This is a genomic window from Nanohaloarchaea archaeon SW_7_43_1 (assembly GCA_003009795.1).
GTDB lineage: Archaea > Nanohalarchaeota > Nanosalinia > Nanosalinales > Nanosalinaceae > SW-4-43-9.
On the sequence record PXPE01000001.1, the window covers coordinates 702,179 to 724,669 of the forward strand.

The 22,491-nt window shown below is 43.2% G+C and carries 22 protein-coding genes; 16 read left to right on the plus strand and 6 right to left on the minus strand.

Annotation, left to right across the window (positions count from 1 at the left end; all coding sequences use genetic code 11):
* Positions 1 to 22 precede the first annotated feature (22 nt).
* On the plus strand, positions 23 to 2,140 hold the full coding sequence (locus BRC29_04070; protein ID PSG99274.1) for a hypothetical protein: 2,118 nt from the start codon (positions 23 to 25) through the stop codon (positions 2,138 to 2,140).
* A gap of 1 nt (position 2,141) precedes the next feature.
* On the opposite strand, the gene BRC29_04075 is transcribed toward BRC29_04070, so the two are convergent.
* Positions 2,142 to 2,678 (minus strand): hypothetical protein, encoded by a 537-nt coding sequence (locus BRC29_04075; protein PSG99275.1) that lies wholly within the window; start codon positions 2,676 to 2,678, stop codon positions 2,142 to 2,144.
* The gene (locus BRC29_04080) at positions 2,675 to 3,295 is read right to left on the minus strand and encodes a hypothetical protein (GenBank protein ID PSG99276.1); all 621 of its coding nucleotides are present in this window, start codon (positions 3,293 to 3,295) and stop codon (positions 2,675 to 2,677) included. The genes BRC29_04075 and BRC29_04080 overlap by 4 nt, the downstream gene beginning before the upstream one ends.
* Before the next feature lie 192 nt (positions 3,296 to 3,487).
* On the opposite strand from BRC29_04080, the gene BRC29_04085 reads away from it, so the two are divergent.
* The 7 genes from BRC29_04085 to BRC29_04115 are packed head-to-tail and all read left to right on the plus strand — an operon-like array spanning position 3,488 to position 10,986.
* Positions 3,488 to 4,261: a hypothetical protein gene (locus BRC29_04085; GenBank protein PSG99277.1), complete on the plus strand. Its 774-nt coding sequence runs from the start codon at positions 3,488 to 3,490 to the stop codon at positions 4,259 to 4,261.
* Positions 4,262 to 4,315: 54 nt separating this feature from the next.
* Complete coding sequence (locus BRC29_04090) at positions 4,316 to 6,931, plus strand: valine--tRNA ligase (protein PSG99278.1); 2,616 nt, start codon at positions 4,316 to 4,318, stop codon at positions 6,929 to 6,931.
* A 1-nt stretch (position 6,932) separates the two neighbouring features.
* Entirely contained in the window at positions 6,933 to 7,682 is a 750-nt protein-coding gene (locus BRC29_04095; GenBank protein ID PSG99279.1) for a hypothetical protein, read from the plus strand.
* A 40-nt stretch (positions 7,683 to 7,722) separates the two neighbouring features.
* On the plus strand, positions 7,723 to 8,973 hold the full coding sequence (gene prf1 / locus BRC29_04100; GenBank protein PSG99280.1) for a peptide chain release factor 1: 1,251 nt from the start codon (positions 7,723 to 7,725) through the stop codon (positions 8,971 to 8,973).
* A 40-nt stretch (positions 8,974 to 9,013) separates the two neighbouring features.
* A complete protein-coding gene (locus BRC29_04105) occupies positions 9,014 to 9,805 on the plus strand; it encodes a hypothetical protein (protein PSG99281.1) in 792 nt (263 codons plus the stop codon).
* Between the two features lie 27 nt (positions 9,806 to 9,832).
* Entirely contained in the window at positions 9,833 to 10,408 is a 576-nt protein-coding gene (locus BRC29_04110) for a hypothetical protein (GenBank protein ID PSG99282.1), read from the plus strand.
* Positions 10,405 to 10,986, plus strand: coding sequence for a flavoprotein (locus BRC29_04115; protein PSG99283.1), 582 nt, complete (start codon positions 10,405 to 10,407; stop codon positions 10,984 to 10,986). The genes BRC29_04110 and BRC29_04115 overlap by 4 nt, the downstream gene beginning before the upstream one ends.
* A gap of 2 nt (positions 10,987 to 10,988) precedes the next feature.
* On the opposite strand, the gene BRC29_04120 is transcribed toward BRC29_04115, so the two are convergent.
* Both BRC29_04120 and BRC29_04125 read right to left on the minus strand, forming a co-directional pair.
* Complete coding sequence (locus BRC29_04120; GenBank protein PSG99284.1) at positions 10,989 to 11,642, minus strand: hypothetical protein; 654 nt, start codon at positions 11,640 to 11,642, stop codon at positions 10,989 to 10,991.
* A gap of 5 nt (positions 11,643 to 11,647) precedes the next feature.
* Positions 11,648 to 13,111, minus strand: coding sequence for a hypothetical protein (locus tag BRC29_04125; protein ID PSG99285.1), 1,464 nt, complete (start codon positions 13,109 to 13,111; stop codon positions 11,648 to 11,650).
* Positions 13,112 to 13,167: 56 nt separating this feature from the next.
* Here BRC29_04125 and BRC29_04130 point away from each other — a divergent pair, with 56 nt between their 5' ends.
* The 6 genes from BRC29_04130 to BRC29_04155 are packed head-to-tail and all read left to right on the plus strand — an operon-like array spanning position 13,168 to position 16,792.
* Positions 13,168 to 13,752, plus strand: coding sequence for a dCTP deaminase (locus BRC29_04130; protein PSG99286.1), 585 nt, complete (start codon positions 13,168 to 13,170; stop codon positions 13,750 to 13,752).
* A 7-nt stretch (positions 13,753 to 13,759) separates the two neighbouring features.
* A complete protein-coding gene (locus BRC29_04135) occupies positions 13,760 to 14,896 on the plus strand; it encodes an S-adenosylmethionine synthetase (GenBank protein ID PSG99287.1) in 1,137 nt (378 codons plus the stop codon).
* A gap of 55 nt (positions 14,897 to 14,951) precedes the next feature.
* Entirely contained in the window at positions 14,952 to 15,224 is a 273-nt protein-coding gene (locus BRC29_04140; protein ID PSG99288.1) for a hypothetical protein, read from the plus strand.
* Complete coding sequence (locus BRC29_04145) at positions 15,221 to 15,967, plus strand: DNase (GenBank protein ID PSG99289.1); 747 nt, start codon at positions 15,221 to 15,223, stop codon at positions 15,965 to 15,967. The genes BRC29_04140 and BRC29_04145 overlap by 4 nt, the downstream gene beginning before the upstream one ends.
* Positions 15,968 to 16,006: 39 nt before the next feature.
* Positions 16,007 to 16,471, plus strand: a complete 465-nt coding sequence (locus BRC29_04150) for a TIGR00288 family protein (protein PSG99290.1) — start codon at positions 16,007 to 16,009, stop codon at positions 16,469 to 16,471.
* A 6-nt stretch (positions 16,472 to 16,477) separates the two neighbouring features.
* Positions 16,478 to 16,792: a hypothetical protein gene (locus BRC29_04155; GenBank protein ID PSG99291.1), complete on the plus strand. Its 315-nt coding sequence runs from the start codon at positions 16,478 to 16,480 to the stop codon at positions 16,790 to 16,792.
* A 158-nt stretch (positions 16,793 to 16,950) separates the two neighbouring features.
* On the opposite strand, the gene BRC29_04160 is transcribed toward BRC29_04155, so the two are convergent.
* Positions 16,951 to 17,499 carry a hypothetical protein gene (locus BRC29_04160; GenBank protein PSG99292.1) on the minus strand — a complete coding sequence of 183 codons (549 nt, stop codon included), beginning with the start codon at positions 17,497 to 17,499 and terminating at the stop codon, positions 16,951 to 16,953.
* An 83-nt stretch (positions 17,500 to 17,582) separates the two neighbouring features.
* On the opposite strand from BRC29_04160, the gene BRC29_04165 reads away from it, so the two are divergent.
* A complete protein-coding gene (locus BRC29_04165) occupies positions 17,583 to 19,283 on the plus strand; it encodes a hypothetical protein (GenBank protein ID PSG99293.1) in 1,701 nt (566 codons plus the stop codon).
* 1 nt (position 19,284) lies between these two features.
* A complete protein-coding gene (locus tag BRC29_04170; GenBank protein PSG99294.1) occupies positions 19,285 to 21,819 on the plus strand; it encodes a hypothetical protein in 2,535 nt (844 codons plus the stop codon).
* Here the strand turns inward: BRC29_04170 and BRC29_04175 are convergent, their stop codons facing one another.
* Positions 21,820 to 22,482, minus strand: a complete 663-nt coding sequence (locus BRC29_04175) for a hypothetical protein (GenBank protein PSG99295.1) — start codon at positions 22,480 to 22,482, stop codon at positions 21,820 to 21,822.
* Positions 22,483 to 22,491 lie beyond the last annotated feature (9 nt).

A 22,491-nucleotide genomic window follows, 5' to 3' on the forward strand; every position in this document is an offset into this window, starting at 1 on the left:
ATTAAACAGGAAATAAAACAGTTTGCGACTTAATTCTTGGACAGGTGGACTCAAAATTTCCGGTAACCGCATAACTGTTACTTCAGCACTTCCGTACATTCATGGAGTACCACATCTGGGAAACATGGCAGGAAGTGTTCTACCGGCAGAACTCCTGCACAGATACTTCGATGTTAGAGGTCAAAAAAATATCTTTATTTGTGGTGGAGATGTACATGGAACACCTCTAGAGCTTGAGGCCCTTGAACTCGGAGAGGATCCTCAGGACATCAAAGATGAAAAGACAAGAAAGGTTAAAGAGGCATATGAAAGCCTGAATATTGATTTCACTATTTTCTCGGATACTCACAGCAAGTACAACCGGAAACAGACCCATGAAATGTTTGAGGAACTGTACTGCGACGGGCTGATTGATGAGAAAACACAGACAATGCCTTACTGTAGAGATGATGAAAGATTTCTACCCGATAGATACATTGAGGGAGAATGTCCTCACTGTGGAGGGCTTGCAAGAGGCGACCAATGTGATGACTGTGGAAAACTGGTGGAGCCAACCGAAATAGAAAACGCAGAATGCCAGATATGTGGAGGAAACAGCATTGAGTTCGAAGAGACCGATCATCTGTTCCTCGACTTGACAAAGTTCAAAGACGAGCTGAAGGAATGGCTGAAGGAAGAGAAACCTGTACCGGATAACATGGTTAGTCAGGTGAAACACGATATTGAAGAAGCGGAAGAGCGTTCTATCACCCGGGATCAGAATTGGGGCTTCAAAATTCCAACAGAAAGGGTAAACGAGAGAATTGACGAAGAGAATCTTGATTTGGAAAAACTTAATCCAGAGAAATACGATGAAAAGCGAATTTACGTATGGTTTGACGCACCGATAGGCTATATCGGGTTTACTAGAGAATATTTTGAAGACAACGATGGGTGGAAGAAGCACTGGAATACTGAGGCAGATATATACTACTCGATCGGAAAGGACAACACAATCTTCCATACAGTAATATGGCCAACGATGCTGCTCGGCTCAAGAAATGAAGAGATAGAGTACGGACTACCAAAATACGAGTTCATTCAGCAGTACCTGATGTGGGAGGAAGGAGCATTCTCCAAGTCCCGAGATAGAGGAATATTCATTGATGAAGCAGTAAAGCATTATACCGCGGATTACTGGAGGTTTTACCTTTCCAAGATGCTTCCAACCGATCACGACACAAACTTCTCATGGGAGGACTTCGAATCCGAGATCAACAACGTCTTGAACGATACCGTCGGCAACTTCGTCAACCGAACTCTCAGCCTCGCGGAGAAATGGTTCGATAATGAAGTTCCGAAAGCCGATCTGGAAGAAAGTGATAGAGAAGTAGTTGAGGAAGTCAAAAAAGAACTTGAGGATTATATTGAAGCATTTGAGGATCATGAGCCACAGGAAGCACTCGATCACTCACTCCAAATTGCCCGGATCGGCGACAAATACCTCTCAGAGGAAGAGCCATGGAACAATGAGGATCGAAGAGAGGAGACAATCTATGTCGCAATACAACTTATACAGAAACTGGCAATAACACTCTACCCATTCATTCCTGAAAGCAGTGAGAAAATAGGGGGTATGCTTAACACAGGTATCGAGACCTCTAAGAACAGAGACATGCTGTCAAAAGACGTTCTTGGAGCAGTGGAAGCCGGCCACGAGTTAGGAGAGCGAGAGATTTTATTCGAAAAAATTGATGTCTCGGATCAAGTGGAAAAGCTTGAAGAAGAAAAAGAAAGGCAAAAAGATACTATGAAGGGAAAATTTAAAGAAAACACAGTTTCATTTGACCAGTTCGGTGAAATGGATCTCAGAGTTGGAAAAGTTGAATCAGTTGAAGAACATCCAAACGCTGACAAACTCTACAGAGTCAAAGTCGATGTGGGGAAAGCCATTCTACAGACGTGTGCCGGTTTGAAGAACTTCTATGAACCGGAAGAGCTTGAAGGCAGAAAAGTAGTTGTACTTGCCAACCTAGAGCCAGCGGAGCTTCGTGGAGAGAAAAGCGAATGCATGATGCTTGCAGCCGAATCAGACGATGGAGAAACTGTATCACTTCTGACAACTGATCAGGAAATGGAAATAGGAGATAAAATCAAGTAATTCATTCGATTTTGTCTAAACCGGTATTAATCTCGTGATCGTACTGGTTTAATTCAGGAATAATCCCTGAATCATCAGATCTGTACGAAATACTCTCTCCTATCCTTGGATCATCATCTTCAACTTCCAGGAACTTAAACGAAATTCTTCTGATAGACTGATCCACGCCCAGCGAATCACCGAAACTAACGACTCTATACCCTTCGGCACCATTTCTTCTCTGAATGTAGGCTGCTTGCTTCGAACGATAATCAACTATAACTCTTCCACCTAAATCCTCTAAAGTATCAGGAGTATCTGTAATATCTCCTGCGTATTGACCATCTAGAGGAACGAAGATAGATTCTTCATAATCTAGGAACTCACTTGCAACCTCCTCATTAAATTTGTATGGCGACATTATCTCTCTTTCGACCTGGTTCCCAGCTTTGGGACTCTCCATTAAATCTTTTACTTCCGATGAAGTCAATACACTATCTGGTGCATAATCAAGTATCTCATTGATTAAAGCCTCTGAGTTCTTATGGCCTGGATTCATCTTTGATCCTCAATCTTAGGTTTAGATGGTTCTCCGGCGATTGCCTCAAATCCAATATCTATAGAGGTATTTGGATTCGAAGCAGCTTCTTCAACTTTCATTGCAGTTACCTTCTCTATATCATCAATTACATCTCCAAGCACATGACCCTGAATAGTAGCTCTTTCCACCAATTCATTATTACTTGATTCAACATAGTCAGAAATAATCTCTGCATCCCTGGTCTCAAAGACATCAGCAACAGTATATTTATCACCTAGAGATTGATCATAAGTTAGATCGGAGACAACAAAGACATTGTCTCTATCAAATCCCGAGTTCAAGAGACTCTCATAAGTGTTTTCAGCGCACATCTCAACGTATCCACCACCTAATAGAATAGATTCATACCTATCACTCAGTCTTTCTGCATCCTCAGGATAGAGCTGACCGTAAGCCTTCTCTTCAAGAACTTCATCAAACTCATCACTGGCATAAGGATCAGATTCAACCTTACTAGAATCAATAACATAAGAATCTAGCTCGGTCTCTGAAGCAAACTCTCGAACTGCTTCACTGGTAACACCATCGTCGTATTCCTCGTGCGGGTGAGTGATTACAACAGCAGTGTCAGACATCTAAGTATTCACCTCAATACTCTGAATCTGGATATCTGTGAAAGGTACTTCATTGCGAAGTTCTTCAAGCTTTTTATCTGTGACCGAACAGTATATTTCGTCCGCCTTCATATGTTGTTATATAATCATAGCAACATATAAATCTTGTGTTCGTCAACCGGTTTCAAATGTTTTGAGCATTCTATTCAAAGTATGAAACTAAAATTCTTGGGAACCGGCGGCGGAAGGTATGCTACCGGAAGCCAGAAAAGAAAGACTGGAGGCATAATCCTACGAACAGAGGAGACACAGATACATATTGATCCAGGGCCAGGCGGTCTAATCCAAGCCCAGGAGAACGATCCTGAGAGGACCGAGGCAGTAATTGTCTCACATGCTCATCTAGACCATTACAACGATGCCGAGCCCATAATTGAGATGATGGCCTATATTCATGACCACCCTGGAGCTTTGTTTGCGAACGAGACAAGTCTGTCGGGTTACTCCGATCTTGAGAAATGTATCAGTGACTACCATCAGAATCTCTGTAGAACTGTAGAGACCCTAGAAGAAGGAACAAAGACAGAGTTCAAAGACGTGGAGATTGAAAGTCAGGAGATGTTTCACAGCGATCCGAAGACACAGGGATTCACGATTGAAATCGAAGAGAAGAAAATAGGTTTCTGGACGGACACCGATTTCTCAGAGGAAATACTTGATTTCTACACAGGATGCGACACAGTAGTTATCTACTGCAACCGCCCAAAGAGTGAATCACTGGAAGGACATACCTCACTAGATGAAGTTCCTGATATAGTTGAGGCTGCAGACCCTTCAACCATCGTAGTGACCGATTTTGGATACAAGTTTCTCAGTCAGGACATAGATGAACAGAAGGAATGGCTCAATGAGCAGACTGACTGCAAGGTTATATTCGCCGAGGATGGAATGGAGTTCCCGGGAAACAGGAGCTTAGGAGATTTCTAGAGATAACCCATTTAAGAATTCCAGAGGAAAATACTCTCACGAGGCCGTAAAAACATGCCTGAAGGAGAATACGACGCGGAAAAAATTGAAAACAAATGGCAGAGAAATTGGGTTGAAAACAAAACATTCCGGTACAAGGGAGACCGAGATACAGAAGCTGACGCAGTGTTCTCGGTGGATACCCCGCCTCCGACCGTATCAGGTGATCTCCATATGGGACATCTATACGGCCTGGAGCTGATGGATATACAGGCAAGGTTCCAAAGAATGAATGGACAGAAAGTTTTCTTCCCGTTCGGATTTGATGACAACGGGATCGCCTCAGAACGGTTGGTAGAAAAAGAATTAGGTATCAGGCACAAAGATTATACAAGAAGAGAGTTTCAGGAAAAATGTCGGGAAGTCTGCCAAGATTACGAGCAACAGTTTAAAGAAAATGTTCAGTCGCTTGGAGTATCAGTTGACTGGGATAATACATACAAAACAATTGAACCAAGAGTGCAGAGAATCAGCCAGCTCTCATTCATTGATCTCTACGAAAGAGACAGGGAATACCGGAAGAAAGCACCCGCAATCTGGTGTCCTGACTGTGAGACAGCCATCAGTCAGGTTGAGACAGAGGATGATGAACAAGATTCCCAATTCAATGATATAGAATTCGGTATTAGAGACGGAGACTCGTTCAGGATTTCAACTACCCGGCCAGAGCTTTTGCCCGCATGTGTTGCGGTATTTGTCCATCCGGAGGACAAGGAAAACCAGCATCTAGTTGGAGAAACAGCAATCGTCCCGCTTTTCGACAGAGAAGTACCTATAATTGAAGACGAAAGGGTTGACATGGAGACAGGCTCAGGAATAGTAATGTGCTGTACCTTTGGAGACCAGAACGATATCGAATGGTACCAATCCCACGACCTTGACCTCGAAGTTGCAATCGACGAATCCGGCACAATGACAGAGACAGCTGGAAAATACGAGGGAATGAGCACAGAGGAAGCAAGAGAAAAAATAGTAAGAGATCTGGAAGAAGAAGGACACCTTCTTGACAGGAGAGAGATTACTCATACGGTTCAGGTCCACGAAAGATGCGGAGTAGGAATCGAATTCAGAGTTACAGAACAGTGGTATGTCAAGATAATGGATCACAAGGAGAAGTATCTCGATGCAGGGGAACAGATGGACTGGGTACCGGAGAAAATGCATACAAGGTACAGAAACTGGATTGAAGGCCTTCAATGGGACTGGTGTATCTCAAGACAGAGAGATTCGGGGATTCCTTTCCCGGTCTGGTACTGTAAGGACTGTGACCAGGAAATAATGTCTGATAAAGCCGATCTACCGGTTGATCCCATCGAGGACGAACCTCCTATCGAGCAATGCTCTAACTGCGAGGGAACAGAGTTTGAAGCCGAGGAAGACGTCTTTGATACCTGGGCCACAAGCAGTTTAACCCCATTGATCAACGCAGGCTGGGACTGGAACGAGGATGAAGAACAATTCCAGATAGAGAAACCGGAGCTTTACAGCTTCAACTTGAGACCTGAAGGCCATGATATCATCAGTTTCTGGCTGTTCCACACAGTTGTCAAATGCTATGAACACACCGCCGAAATACCTTTTGAAGCCACAATGAACCACGGCCATGTACTGGATGAAAACAGGAAGAAAATGAGCAAGTCGAAAGGTAATGTTGTCGCTCCGGCAGAAGTCTTGGAGGAGTTCCCTGTTGATGCTGCACGGTACTGGGCAGCAGGTTCCAAAGTCGGTGACGACTTCCCATTTAAGGAGAAAGAGCTAAAATCCGGAGAGAAACTGATGAGAAAGCTCTGGAACGCATCCAAACTAGTAGAGCATCTGGCAGGAGGAAACAAACCAAACATAGAGGAAGAAGAGCTGGACGAGATCGATAGATGGATACTAGCAGAGACCGAAGAATTAACAGAATCAGTTACCAAGAAAATGGAGAATTATGAGTTTTCAAAAGCTCGTGACGAGATGCGTTATAGTTTCTGGAACCTATTTTGTGACGATTATCTCGAGATCGCAAAACAGAAGTTAAAGGATGATACGAATCTTTCTACAAAGTATGCGCTTCAGGAGAGCCTTGAAAGATTCTTGAAACTGTTCTCACCGATGCTATCACACATCACAGAAGAAATCTGGAATGAAATGTTCAAACAGGAAGACAGTCCTGAGAGCATCCACAGAGAAAAGTGGCCGGAACCGCTCGAAGTCGAGGCCGATATTGAGGCAGGGGAGACCTCTATGGAGGTTATCTCAGCACTGAGAAACTACAAGAACCAGAACGGAATGTCACTCAACGAAGAACTGAAATCTGTTGAAATCTACGGCGATATCCAAGGATTCGAGAATGCGATAAAGGAAGTAATGCACGTAAAAGACCTAACAGTAGAATCTGGAGAACCTGATACAGAAGATAAGATCAGGAAGATAAAACTGGATTACTCCAAGGCCGGTCCAAAGTTTGGGGATGATGTAGGAGAAATTGAAGACGCTCTTGAGGCGGGTAACTGGAACATTGAATCAGGGATGCTCTACGCGTCAGGACACCATATCCCGGCAGATATGTATGAAATCCATGAAGAAAGGGAATATCAGGGAGAAGGAGAAATGCTGGAAACGGAGAACTCCCAGATAGTGTTGAAGTAGAATGAAACTTGGAACATCGATTGGACCGGAAGGAAACCTCAGAGAAAAGATTCTTGACACACCTGAGGAAATGGGGTTCATTGAGTTCTCCATCGGAGAACAAGAACGAATGCCTGAAGATATCAATACCAAAAAATTGAAGGAAGCCCTGGAGGAGAAAGACTTCGATCTGGTTATCCATCTACCTTACAGACAGAGACTTGTAACCGAGATAGACGAGTTCAACGAAGCGGTTCTTGACTACCATGAGCGACTGATCAAATTCTCTGAAGAGCTGGGAGCTGAAAAATTTATCGTCCACGCAGATATGAGAGACAATGACTCAGAAGAGGAGGAAGAACTAATAGTGGAGCAGATTGAGGAGCTAGATGAGATAGGAAAAAACCTTGATGCAGAAATATGCTTTGAGAACATCGGCCACTGGAACGGCCTGGAACTGTCTCACCTAGGAGAAGTACTTGAAGAACTGGATGCCTCAATGTGTTTTGACACAGGACACGCCTTCTCAGAGGTCGGACAGGAAGAAATGGAGGAATTCCTAGAAGAGTATTCACATATAATCTCACACCTACACCTCCAAGATACAAGAGAAAGCAGAGACATGCACCTACCTATAGGAAGCGAGGAAATAGAGTTCGAGCCGGTAGGCAAAAAGCTTTCAAATTTCGATGGAACAGCAACAATGGAGATCTTCACATCTGAAAAGGACTACATCCGGCTTTCAAAGAAGAAAGTAAAGGAATACTTCTAACCAAAGTGGAGTTAAAAGAATTCAGCGATATTCTAGATCTATGACAGAAGAAAACCAAGATCAGGAGAACGGCGGAATGAACAAGTACCAGCTGAAGAAACTGACTAAAGAACTGGAAGAGATCAGAGGTAGAAACACCGAACTTGTCTCCCTTTACATTCCCGCGGGCTATGACATGTCGAAGATATCTGACTTCGTAACCTCGGAACAGAGTGAGGCAGAGAACATCAAGTCGAAACACACAAGAACAAATGTTCAGGATGCACTCGGGAAAATCGGGAGAAAGGTTAGTGAGGAACATACAACTCCTGAAAACGGTGTAGCATTCTTCGCAGGAAACGTCAGCGATACCGAGGGAAGACCTGACATCGAGATCTGGGAAGTAGTACCTCCACGACCGATTGAGTCCCGACACTACAGATGCGACAAGGAGTTCGTCCTTGAACCATTGAAACAGATGATCGTCGACGACAACATATATGGATTAATCGTGTGTGACAAATCCAAGGCAGCAATCGGCTACCTAAAGGGCAACTCAATCAACACAGTTTATTCCATGGAGTCCAACGTGCCTGGGAAGACCCGTGCTGGAGGACAAAGTGCTCAGCGTTTTTCAAGACTACGTAAAGAAATGCTGAAGACCTTTCTAGGTGATATAGCGGATAAAGGCCAGAAAGCATTCTTGAATAAAGCCAGGGAAGACAAGCTGCTAGGTATAGTGGTTGGAGGGCCAGGATTCGTCAAGGATAAACTTCTCGACGATGATTATCTTCATAAGGAGTTACAGGATAAAGTTGTGGCAACAAAATCACTTGATACATCAGGAGAGGCAGGGCTCTCACAACTAGTGGAGAAGGCTAAGGAGTCTATAGAGGATTCTCAGGCCGTCATTGAGAAGCAGAAAGTCAATGATTTCTTCAAGAACCTGAAAGAGGAGAACGGGAAGTCTGAGTACGGGCTGGAGCAGGTCATGAAGGCCATGGAGATGGGGGCAGTTGAAACAGTTCTGATATCAGAGGACTTCAACCAGTACCAAGCCAAGTATGAATGTGAAAACAGTCACGAAAAAACTGTCTACGAGAGAGAACCAAAGATCGATGACTCGATAGAGTGCGATGATTGCAGTGAAAAAATGGAGCTAGAAGAACTCTCCGATATAGTTGATGTGTTTGCGGAGAAAGCCGAGGAAATGAGTTCTGACATGGAGATTATCGGGACAGACCACGAGGAAGGAAAGAGATTGATGAACATGGGAGGTATAGCAGCAATACTTAGATACAGGATAAGATAGGAGAAAAACTGTAAAAAACAGGCTTTTCTAATAGATTTTCATGAATGAACAAGAGATCGAACAGTTTATAGAGGATTGTCTTAGAGATGGTTATACGGTAGAAGAACTTCAGAGAGCTTTGACTGAGAAAGGAGTGGATGAAGCAAAAATTGAGGAAGCTGTTTCAGATCTCAAACGAAAAATGGAGCAGGAAAATGCATCCAGAGAAAATAAGAAGACCATGTCCCGGGGACAGTCAGCTCATGAAGACATTATAGGAAAAATCGATCTTACCGGCGACTCCTACGAAATAAAACAGAGATTTCTATTTAACAGATACAATATTTACAACTCAAGGGATGAGCTAGTTCTTAAAGCCAAACAGAAAATCCTCAAATTCAAGGAGGAAATCCCTTTCATGAACTCAGAAGATGAAGTAATTTTCCAGGTAAAAGCTGACAGAATCGTGGACATGGGAGGAGATTACACCGTATTTGATGAGGAAACTGGAGATCCCATTATCATGCTTGATAGGACATACACTCTTCTCAGGCATCGATGGCAACTGAGAGACCCTGAAACCGAAGAATTGCTCGCGAAGGTACAAAGTCAAAACGAAAATATTGAGCTTCTGCGAGGGATTGGAAACCTGGTCCCTTACTTCCCCAATTTTTTCGCTTTCATTCCTCACACTTATGGCATAGAAAGCCGAGAAGGGGAGAAAATCGCCGAACTGGAGGGCCAGTTTAGCATTAGAGACATATACGAACTCAATATTGAGAAGAAACATTCTCTACCAAAGGAAGCTCTAATCTCAGGTGCAATCGCGATAGATGCATTAGAAGGCAACTAATTTCAAAACACAACCTAAATATAACATATGAAAGACGAACATACTCTCGGTAAAATTGATCTAACCGATGACTTCTACACTGTGACACAGAATCTGGTTAGAAACAAATACACTGTCAAAAACTCAGATGGAGAGGAAATTCTCCAGGCAAAGCAGAAAATGTTTAAGATGAAAGAAGAATTCCCATTCACTGACCCGGATGGAAATACTGTCTTCACAGTAAAGGCTGAGAGAAGGCTGGACATCGCTGGAGACTACGGAGTGGTAGATGAGGAAACGGGTGAAAACATTGTTACACTGGAGAAAGAGTTCTCAATCCTGACCCACAACTGGAAGATCAAGGACCCTGAAAAAGATACTCTGATGGCGACAATTGAAAGCAGAGGAAGAATCATGGGGCTACTAAGGTCGTTGATGAGTCTGTTAGAGTTCCTTCCACATAAATACACTATATACAACTCCGATAGGGACGAGATCGGGGAGATCCGGGAAAAATTCTCCTTGAAAGACAGGTACGAGATAGAGATCGGTGAACTCGGAAAGATCCCAAGAGAGGCAATAATAGCCGCAGCGATCTCAGTAGACGCCTTGGAAGGCGAATGAAATTAACAAATCTTGCCGAAAACACAGAGGATTTCACAGGCAATATCTGGCTGATGAAAAACGGAGAAACAGTACTAATCGATACAGGTACAGGAGATTCATGGGAAAACATCAGAGAACTAGAAAAAATCGATAAAGTAATTATAACTCATTCTCATTACGACCATATTCATAATCTTCCGAAAGTTGATGACGGATACTTACCGGAAATATATGCTTTCCAGCCCGAGAATCTTCCTATTGGAGCGGAAAAATTGGAAGAAGGAGATAAAATAGATATATGCGGCTCCAACTTCAAAATTTTCCATTCTCCCGGCCATAAGGACGATTCAATATGCATTTATTCCAGGGAAGAAAAAATCCTTTTCACCGGCGATCTGATATTTCCTGACGGCGGGTTTGGAAGAACCGATCTGGAGGAAGGAGATCGTGAGAAACTAATTGAATCCATAAAGAAGCTGACAGGTCTTAAAGTAGAGGAGATGTACTGCGGACATGAAGAAGCAGCAAAAGAGAACGTAGGAAAACAAATTAGGAAATCACTTGAAGAAGCAGATAAACAAGAATCAAAGTATTAAACTTAGATTTCCCTGACAAGATAATCTCCAAGTTTCTTCAGTTTTCTGCATAGGATGTAGCCTACAAATGCACCTATTATGAACAGCAGAATCCATGTCGAGAAAGTATCTATTCTTGAAGCCAGTGCCCGAAAGCTATCTCGGGAGTACCAGCCGATCATCGCCAGCATAAAGTTTCTTGGGACCATGCCTACGAAGCTCCAGATACCGTACTCTTTCCAATTCATGTGGAATAATCCTGCGCTCCCTGAGACCAGAGAAAGAGGAACAATCGGCATTGACCTGAAAAACGCAACATAATACTTCCCGTTCCCGGAATCGAAATGGCTTTCCATTCTTTGAACGTCTTCCCATCTAACGTCCAACCATTTACCATGCCTTTTAACAGCCGGTCTTCCGCCGTAGAAGGCAATTGCATATACGAAGTACGAGCTGATAACAGAGGCAACTGATGCTGGAAGAGCGATCAGGAAAAAGGCCTGAAATATCGCTCCAGTAAATGCTGTTGACTCGATCAAGAGAGCGCCTGCAGCCATCGGTATAACAGGTGAGGGGATTGGCACAAAAACTTCTTCTACCACCATTCCCAGCATAACCGCTACAATACCGTACTGTGAGACAAGTTGTATTAACTGAGGTCCGATCTCTTCAAACATTAAGATCACCCGGTTAATGATAGTAAGTAATCAACAAAGCCTTTCAGGAACTGCTGAAAAGTAACTTGTGTTTTCTCAACTGTTTCCTTGATTCCAGAACTTCCTCTGGTTCTGTTGGGAACTTTTATCTCCTCAAAACCTAGACTGGATCTTGAAGAAGTATCCGGTTTCCCTGTAACGATCTCATAATCGTGATCATTTATTTTGTCAAGACATTTATCGAATCTATCTCTTGAATCATAGTTACATGGTTCCATGACCATATGATTGGATAAAAAGTCCCATTTCTGCTGCGGTGACTCAATTTCCTGATCTACGGCTATATTAGAGTAAAGATCCTTGACCGTTCCATTGTTGATAATATAATATTTTATCAGAAGCTCCGAGTATGCATAACCGAACTCTCTAGCATCTGCGTTTTCCCTTGGATCCCAATTCTTCATGAACTCCTTATCTTGCCGGTAATAGTTCCAGAGCCGATCTCGGTCGCCTTGGGATTCAATTGTGTAGACATATGTTCCGTCTTCTTCCTCAACCTTGTACTTCTTTGATTCTCCAAAAATTTCTCTTGTCCCGGTCTTGGCTCTGTTTTTCCTGAAAAGTTTTTTCTTCATAAGATACTCAGAGTGATCTGCCACCCCTTCGTCGATATAAGTAGAACCAGTTTTATCCCATCGGAAAAATCTGTCGTTCAGACCGTGAACTGTTTCATGGGTTAAAACAGGAAGATAGTCTTCATCTAAATCATCTCTCAAATAAACTGTTCCTGAAATATACTGACCGGAACTCCACCGGTTAACCTTCTCATTGTAGCTCCTGTTGTCCATAACCGCCACGGAAAATCTTTCAAACTCTTGAACTAAACCGGTCGTTCCAACAGCTATCTCATATGCCTCTGTTGAGTTTTCTCTTTCCTCCCCGAAAAACTGATAGTAACGATTCTCTACCCCGTCTCCAAAGTTGACACGGATATTCGTCGGTCCTTCCCCCGAGAACCTGAACTCATCATTGACAAAGGAACTGTCGAAGCCGAAACCTGCCTTACCGGATACCAGATCTTCGACCTCTATCTTCCCGGTAGTTTTCTCTCCGCTGAAGCTAGGGATCGACATCTTCCGATAGTATAAGCCGTCATGAACCTCTTCCGCAGGCTTATCAATCTTCATCCAGATCTGGACAGTCTCGTTGTACCTCTTCTCAGAGTTAGTCGTTATACTTACTGATTCTCCGGTTCTCTGATAATCCTCTATCTCTCCAAGACTATCTTTTATCTCTATCATCTGCGCTTTCTCCGGCAGGTTCCAAGTCAGACTCCAGCGAGATACCGGACATGGATCATCACATTCCAACTGGATCGAGGTATTCATCACGACCTCATTCTCATCCATAGTTCCCTGATACTGGATCTCAGCGGAAGCAGAAACCATGAAAAGTGCTACAAAAACTGTCAGCACAAAGAGCCTTCTCATACGAAAACACTTACCGGGGAAGGAATAAAAGAGCTTTTAGCACAAAATACAACCTTATGACCATACTATCCGATAAGGATTTGAGAGAGCTTATAGAGGAGGAAAACGCTGTTGATGTGACAGAAGGGCCGGAACTTGATCATAGCCTTCAGATGGGGCCTTCTTCCTACGACTTAAGACTTGGATACGAGTTCGGAATTCTAAACACCCGGAAGATAGAGAAAATCGATACCAAGAATATGGAAAGATACGACAACTTCATAGAGACGGAAAAACACTCAGCAGATGAAGGAGTAGTCATCCACCCTGGAGAGTTCATTCTAGGTAGCACGCTAGAAAAACTGAATATTCCGGATAACTTAGTTGCGAGGGTTGAGGGCAGAAGCTCATACGGCCGTCTCGGGATTATTGTGCATGCCACTGCTGCCTACGTAGATCCCGGGTTCTCTGGGGATATAACACTGGAGATGCAGAACCTCGGAAACGCACCTGTAAAACTCTATCCGGAAGACAGGGTGTGTCAAGTAGTATTTGAGAAGATGACTTCTGAAGCGGAAAATCCGTATGACGAGAAGAAAGACTCCAAATATATGGGACAGACAGGCGCAACAGGATCCCGATTGGGAGAGGAAAAACGCTGATCACTAAATGAACCTTGATATTTCATACACCGAGGATCCTGTAAAGAAACGAAGTAACGAACTAGTGGAAAGAAAAGGAACCGGCCATCCTGACTCTATAGCAGATGGAATAGCCGAATCAATCTCCAGATCGCTTTCCCGTCAATACAGAGAACAAACCGGAAAAATTCTGCACCACAACACTGATGAGGCGCAGCTGGTGGCGGGCTCCAGCAACCCCCAGTACAAAGGCGGAGAAATAACTGATCCAATCTATATTCTGCTGGCCGGGAGAGCCACAAAAAAGTTTGAAGACGAAAAAGTTCCTGTTGAAAGGACGGCGGTTGAAACAGCACAGAACTATATCAGGGAAAACTTCAAAGTTTTGAAACCCAAACACATCGAGTTCGAGTCCAGAATCGGGGAGACATCAACCGATCTCAGAAACGTCTATGAAAGAGAAGTTCCCCTGTCCAATGATACAAGTTTTGGAGTCGGTCACGCACCTCTCTCAGATACTGAGAAAACAGTCAAGAGAATGGAGTCCGAGCTACTTGAGATTGAAGAGGTCGGCGAGGACATCAAGGTCATGGGATTGAGAAGTGATAATAAACTGCAGTTGACGGTTGCAGCAGCTATAATAGATTCCCGGGTATCCGGATTAGCGGACTACAAGAACTCGATAAAGAGGATCAGGAGAAAAGCTAGAAAACTGGGAGAGAAAATCACAGGGCTAGAGACGGAGGTCAATGTCAACACCGCGGATAACTACAAGGAAGAATCAGTCTACCTGACCGTAACCGGGACATCAGCAGAAATGGGAGACGATGGATCAGTTGGTAGAGGAAATCGGAGCAACGGATTAATCACTCCACACCGATCAATGTCAATGGAGGCCGCATCAGGCAAAAATCCGGTAACACATGTAGGAAAGACATACAACTTAACAGCTCGGAAAATAGCGGGAGAGATACATAGCAAAACAGGAGAGTTTGCGCAGGTAAAGATGCTCTCCGAGATTGGAAGAAAAGTAGACCAGCCGAAAAATGTAGAAGTCGAGACGGAAGCAGAGGAGAAAAAGGTAGAAGAAATTGTCAAGAGAAACCTGGATAACATTCAACAGGTAACTGAAGACGTTCTGAAGGAAAAGATGTCGACATTCTAGCTCCAACAGGAAAGATAGATAAAGATAATAGCTACGGTTAAATGATGAGATAAAGATGAGAGAAGACTTCAAAATACTTTACGCGATAAAACAAGGAGCAAATGAGATAAAATACAACGGATCAACAAAAGTAGATGGATACAGACATAACTATACTGTTCTAGGTGGAAATATCCAGCAACAGATGCCGTCGGGAACAACCAAAATGATAGTAGATGACGAAAAAGCAGAGTATCAACCTGTAAACAATCGGAGAGGTATTCTAAGAACATCACAGACTATCAACGACCTCTTGACTCCTGAAGAAGGCAACAATGGACTTCCATGAAACCGGTTGATACCCATTGCCATCTAAATTTTGAGAGATTCGACGACGATAGAGAGAAAGTAATAGAGAGAAGTAAAAAAGAACTAGAGTTTGTGGTGAACGCCGGCAATAACACGGAGACTAACAGAAAGACTCTGAAACTTGAAAAAGACCACCCCGATTTTATAATCCCAAACCTTGGCTTACATCCGACATATACTGATAATTTCAATCAACTGAAGGAAATCAAACAGATGATCAGAGAGGAAGATCCGGTTGCAGTCGGAGAAATCGGTCTTGATCATCACCGTGTTAAACAGGATAAAGTCCGAGAAAAACAGGAACAGGTTTTCCGAGAAATGCTGGAACTGGCTGAAGAACTGGATAAACCGGTCGTGATTCATTCCCGGGAAGCCGAGAAAAAGGTATTTGAGATAGTACAAGAATACAGTATTCCCGAGATAATGTTCCATTGCTTTAATGGAGATCCGGAGCTGGCTGAAAAAGCTACCGAGGAGAATATTAAGATAGGTTTCACCACGCAGGTTTTGTACTCGAACAAGGCACAGAAATTAGTTAAAAGAATAGAACTGGACGATATACTTTTGGAAACCGACTCACCATTTCTCTACCGCGGAGACCGTAACGAACCGTTGAACGTTAAAGAAAGCGCAGAGAAGATCGCAGACATAAAACAAGTCAAACGGCAGAAAGTTGTGGAAAAGACCACACAGAACGCCAGAAATATTTTTCACGAATCATAAAGGTTATATGTATATAGATTGTGGAAATATCTAATTATTATGGTACTTGGAAAGCTAAAAGGGAAACTTGATAGGCAGCCCAGCGTCGCAATGTTTGTCGACGGTCCCAATGTTATCCGTAAACAGTTTGATCTTGATCTAGATGCACTTAGAGAGGATATAAACGAATTTGGAAAAATAAAAATAGGAAAAGTCTTCCTCAACCAGTACGCATCCGAAAAACTTATTGAAGCAATTGTCTCCCAAGGATTCGAGGCAGCTCTCGGACTCGGAGGCGAAAAAGACAAAGAAAGCGACGTCGATGTCTACATGGCAGTAAATGCTATGGACGCTGTATACAACGAAAACATAGATGTTATCGTACTAGTAACTCGGGACGCTGATTTCCTTCCTGTGATACAGAAAGCCAAGGAAAACGGAAAAGAAACAGTAGTAGTTGGGATGGAGCCAGGTTTCTCAACAGCTCTACAGAATGCTTCCGATAACATTTTGGAACTGGAGTAGATCAAAATGGCGCCTATAAAGCCCAGTATAATCGGAATGTTTGACATATTTGCAGGTATTTTGCTTCTATACACACAGTCAGCTCTACCCACAGCCTTTGCTGATATCCACGCCGGCTTCCTGATATTCAAAGGCGCGGTAACACAGTTCCCGATACCTCCTTTACTCCCACTCTTTGTCATAGGCAATGCAGCAGATATAATATCAGCAGCCATAATCTTCACCGGCAAACCACCCATATTCGGCGATTACAAGGAAATAATAGCTCTGTTCCTGTTCCAAAAAGGTGTTTTCGGTTTCATAAGCATGCTAAGTTACTGACTGTAATTCTCAACTAACTCCTCAACCATCCTCTTTTTCAGAAACCCTGAATCAGTTTCCTCATCAAAATCCTCCTTGATCTGTTCTAAGGCCTCAGTTTTCTCCTTATTAGAGAGCTGTTCAAAATTATCCGGTAGCTTTGACTCAATATCCATCCTCTATCTTCCCAGTTGTTCAAGATTCCTGTTAATTCTCTTCAGCAGGTCAATTATCTGTTCATTCTGAGATTTCAGTTCCTGAAGATCAGAGTCCCTTCCGCCACCCTGTCTGGTTTGCTGTTGTCTTGAGTTATCCTTCCGGAAACCTGCATTTTCCATCTTTCTCTGGGTCTGACCGCTGACCTGTGGCTGTGAAGAACCTTGTTCCGGTCTTCCGGCTTGAGCATTTGGAAGATTATCTTGAGACTGTCTTTGCTGAGCGTTTTGGCCACCAATTGGATTCTGGCTTTGCTGGCCTCTTCCAAGGTTCTCAGAAAGCTGATCGTTTCCATGTCGATTGAAATCCCCTGATTCAGAATTCCGCACATTGCCAGAATTAACCCCGAGATTTCCATCGTTCATCGAATCAAGACCTGAATCCTGTGAACCTGAACCCGAACTAAAACCATTGTCCGAATTATTTCGAGATCTTTTCGGGCGGCTTTCGGACCTGTTGGAGGAATTATCGGATTTCCTAAAAGTGTTTTTTAGGTCGTCAACCACGCTCATAAACTCAATAAGTCTCAGCTAGTTGAAAAAGTTACTGGCGGTTTCATTGGATTTTAAGTACAATCTAGGCCAATCTAACAGTTATGAGCTCACAAAACACCGGTGATTCTCCAGAATTCGGTCACATCTTTGAGGTATATGATCACGGTAGCACGGGAGAAGCCGGTATAGCACCGGGAATTAGAGAGAAAATAGAGGAAGGCAGCATTCAAAGCCTTGAAGAGGTTGAAGAGGAGCTTGGAACCGATTTTCTGAGACCTATAATGGGTGATCCTCATAAGACATTGAAGATATCCGCGGGTTCACAGGGATTGCCTTCTACATTTGTTATGGCTGCTGCTGACAAGTTTGATGACGATTGGGGCTGGGATGTTCCCAAAACAGAGGAAAGGGTTTTCGTTACGCCTCAAAGCCATCTCCACGATGAGTTCATGCAGAGAAGACAGCAAGCTGAACAGAGAGTAAAACAGGCAATGCAGGGAATCGAACAGTTAAGGAAAAACAAACACCTTTTACAACACGATATTAGAAAGCTGAGAGGAAAGGTCGAAAGTCTAAGATCCGGAGAAGAGACAACTATCAAAGGAGATTTCATTGAACTTGTTGATAGCGCTGGTGGAGGACAGCAGGGTTCAGCACCTGGTTCACTGGATTTCCTGAGAAACAACAACATATATCCCTCGATTGTCGCGGATTTCCAAGAGATGGATTCACTCAATGACCTTCTCTCAGCAGAGAAAAAAGCTGAGAAACACGGGGGAGAACCATCGGAGTATCAGGCCGGTCCGCTTTCAAAACTTCCGGAGAACGAGAAAGCCATACTGAAAAAGAAATACGCAATGTACGAGAAATGGAAGGATCTCTATGGGAGCGAAATTGAGAGGAAACTGGATGACCTGAAAAAAGAACTCAGAAGAGTTGAAACAGGACTTGAAGAGCAGAAGAAACAGACTGCTCCCTATGTCCGAGACATGGTTATGATTAACCAAAAAACTAATGAAGAATTAGCTGAGGATATGAACCGCTACTTCCAGTTCCAGGGAGATTCAACCACTTTCAAACATATAGAGTTCATACCGCACAAACCCTTCAAGAAGGAACACGGCGAGTTAACCGAATGTGAAGAAGGAGAGGCCACACACTACAAGATTCTCTACATACACGGTGTCCACGTGAACATGGCTATAGGTGAAAATCCTCAATCACCTGCAGAAGGTCCTACAGCAGGACAAGTAGCTTACTTCCCCGCTCTGGTCGATAAGTTTACATTTGAGAATATCTTCAAGGAAAAAATTGAGAGACAGAAAAACAGGTTTGAGAACCTGATGGAAAACTATACCGGAAACTTCAAGACCGGTAAAGGCGACGAATTTCAGAAGAAAAGAGAGCAAAAAGAACTCTCAATCAGAAAACTCAGGGAAAAAGTAGGGAAAAAAGTCAGTGAGAAACGAGGAGAGGAAATAGAGCCACCGCTCCAGTTCTCATCATCCATAAGAAGAATGGAAGATGGATTCGACCACCCCAACAAAATACAGAACGAATACGGTGAGGACTACATGGAAGCTATAAACGAAATACTAGACACCTCATATGGGAAGGAAAAAGACAGGACAGAAGGGCTTTCAGGGTTCCAGAAAAAAGTAAAACTGTTCACCGGTCAGGAAGACCAGTACTATCTTTCAGATGACTACCAAAACAAGATAATAGGGGATCTAGCATACCGCTTCAAATTCACTTACTACTTTGATCTGAAGATCAGTATGGGTCTCTACACCATGAAATAAGATGAAAGGACCGAAATTCATACTCAGCCGTTTGAAAGAGAACTTCGATGTCTCAGAGGAGGAAGAACAAGAAGGATTCCCGGATATGAACTATGTGGTCGGAAACACTTCAGGGCTTGACGTAGGAAACATTCCGACACCGGTTGACAGGAGAATCGGAGATCAGGCCCAGATCGGTGGAAGCGCCATGGAGGTCCAGATATACAATCCCGCTACCTTCTCAATTGAAGGGGATAAGATAATAGATGTCGTTGACCAGCTTGGACTGGATATATCAATACATAGTCAACCGAAGATGGGATACGCTTCAGCCTACAAAACCCAAGGACAGCAAGGAGTAGGAATCGGGACCGTCCACCCATATTTCACAAACTATCTTGAGGCAATGGCAAAGTTCAAGCAAAAGGCAGAGAGAAACGCCGATTTTGATATAGGGCGGATCAATCCTCACGCCTCTACCTCGCCGATGCCTCCCTTAGAGGAAAGAATGCCGATGGATGTTGGAATGGATCCTTTTGGCTTCAAGATAAATGGGTTAGATAAAGATGAACTGGATATGAGGGATAAGGCAAATAAGAGCATATTCAGGAATGAACAGTTTCTAGAAAAATTTTACAAAACGTTCTTATTGAAGAAAGCTGTAGACCGGCCCTGGCAACTCTACACTAACTTTCTTTCCAGGTACTCGGAAAAATTCGATCGGATATTCAGAGATGCGCAAAGACAGGCCTGCGACAATTTCTACGATATAGGTAAGGAAAGAATGAGAAATAAAGAAACAGAAGATCTTTTACAGGGTAAAGCTGCTCTAGTTTCTACAGCAGCAAGATCAGATGTTGGTGTACAAAATGTCTGGCTCGACCTTATATCAGAGAAATGGGATGAGGATGAGCAGATAACTATAGAGATATCTATCCCTAGAACTGATAACTCCGATGAGATAACGATAGATAGTCTTGACTCTATCAATGAGATTCTTGGTCAGACAACTCGAGTATCAAGCCTTAGGACTCTGCCTGAGGCAATTTATAGGATTGAAAATAAAGAGTTCGAATACAGAAATCAATTTGAACTAAAGGATTTAGTTGACGGAGGAAAACTTGAGGCTATCTCACAGAAAGCTCTTAGCGATCTAAACAATAAACTCGATAAGATATGGAATGGTGACGGCGATAAGTTCCTGATCTCGGTGGAGGGTAAAAGAAGTGCTTTATCCAATCACCTGGATTATGACCCACAGAGGATAGTTCAGAAAGCTGAGGAATATGATGGTAATGATTTCGATGAATCAGACGAAGATCCTTGGGAACTTGATAATGCTGCTATCAAGACCCTTAAGGGAGGGAAACAGTTCTTTGAAAGCGGAAGATACAGGGAGATGCTGAGGGCCTTAGGAAATCAGTATGAACAGCCAATGTGGATGGAATCAAATCTTTTCTACTATATAATTCCCTGCTGGATGTCATCTTCCTCTGCGGAAAACAAAAAACATGGGGGCTGGAATGCACCAGAATTTATCTGGAAGACATTGGTTGAAGATAAATGGTCTGAAAAGTATGAAATTGACCTGAAAGAACCTGCTGCTGAAAACGGCTACTTCGATGCATTGGAGGAAAGCCATGAATTCAGGATGGACGTTGGGGCTGCGACTGCAGCCTGTTATGTCTGGGGTCACTTCACCCAGATGAGTTCTGAGTTCAACTCCGGTGAGTCGACATGGATGGAGTTCATGAACAAACATGGGATAGGTGTTAATCTTGAGGCAATGCACGGAAGCCCGAAGCAGTTACTGAAGCTGTGGAGGCCGAAAGACATCGCTACGGCCTCCCACGCCATAAATATTACAGCTAGGAACGAACTGGGAGATATACACCCCGAACTGGATAATTGCATAGCCAAGTTCACTATCGATATGGAACACGTTGCCAGCTTCGGTGCTAATCCCTGGAACCAGATGAAGGAGATGATTGAAAACGAGGAAAAAATAGCATCCTATGAAGACTATACAACAGGTATTGACCCTGAAAAACCATTAGCCAAGATCCTGAGACAGTACCACCTGATGAAGCCAGGAGTAGAATCACAGCAAGGAACATACCACGGACCCTTTAGAAAAGGTGATAAACAGCTTTATACCTGGATTTACCGTCTTGTGGAAGACGGATTCGCCCGGAACAAGGTGGAAAAGGCATCTTTGATGTATGAACAAGGTGAGGAAAAAGAGAGCACTATATATACCGCTAGGATAGCGATGAACATGATTGAACTGGGAATCGGGCCGGAGGAAGTCACTGTCGATAATGTTGACCCAAGCAAGGAAGAATACAGGGATGAAAGAGAGGCTCTTATAGCCCGTTTCTTCGGTATCGACAAGGCGAATTACAGCAAGGAGTGGGCCAAAATAGAGGAGCACGCTTTTGATCCGCTTAAAGGTTTGCTTGAGGCAGAAGAGTTTGGATATACATATTCTAGCAAGGCTTCTCTAGAACAGGGAGAAAACCGGCCAGGCGATTACATGGGAGAGGAGTATAGGTAATCAATCACTCATATATTTCTTACCTGTATCTTTCAATTTCTGTGGTAATGCAGTTCTAACTAGCTCCGATACCCACTTTCCCCCGTATTGACTTTCATCTTCGAAAGTTTCTGTACCCAAAATAAGATAGTCGTTAGTCGGATTTCCGTGATCGGGATCGAATACAAGTTCTTTAAATCTGCTGAGCCAGTCTTCACGAGGATCCTCCCAACTACTTGAAACAGCGCTATTAAGCCTTTTTTCATACCTTGGAACATGATAGTCACTGGTGAAGACAACGGTTTTCTGGTTTTCTTCTTCTAATTCATCTTCAATTCGAGTTATTTCATCTAAACTGCTATCAGGCTCCATCAAATGTAGAATGTAGTTAGAATCATTGATGCCTTCTTCATCAAGAGATATCTTCTGGCTAGGAGTAGTAAGAAGAACCGGTAGTTCATTCCAGTTACCGCTGAATTCTTCGATGTATTCGATTAAGGATTCTCTTCTGTCACTTTCCTCTTTCTCAGTTGGTCCTCCGGTTAAAACAAGCAAATCAGCATCACCAAAATTCTCTGTCCCATAAATCTCTTTATAGATGCTCTTCATCTGCTCATCACTATATGACTCGTCCGCGTCACCGAAAATTGCACGATCAACAAGATCTAAATTTTTATCTACCATGTAGTAACA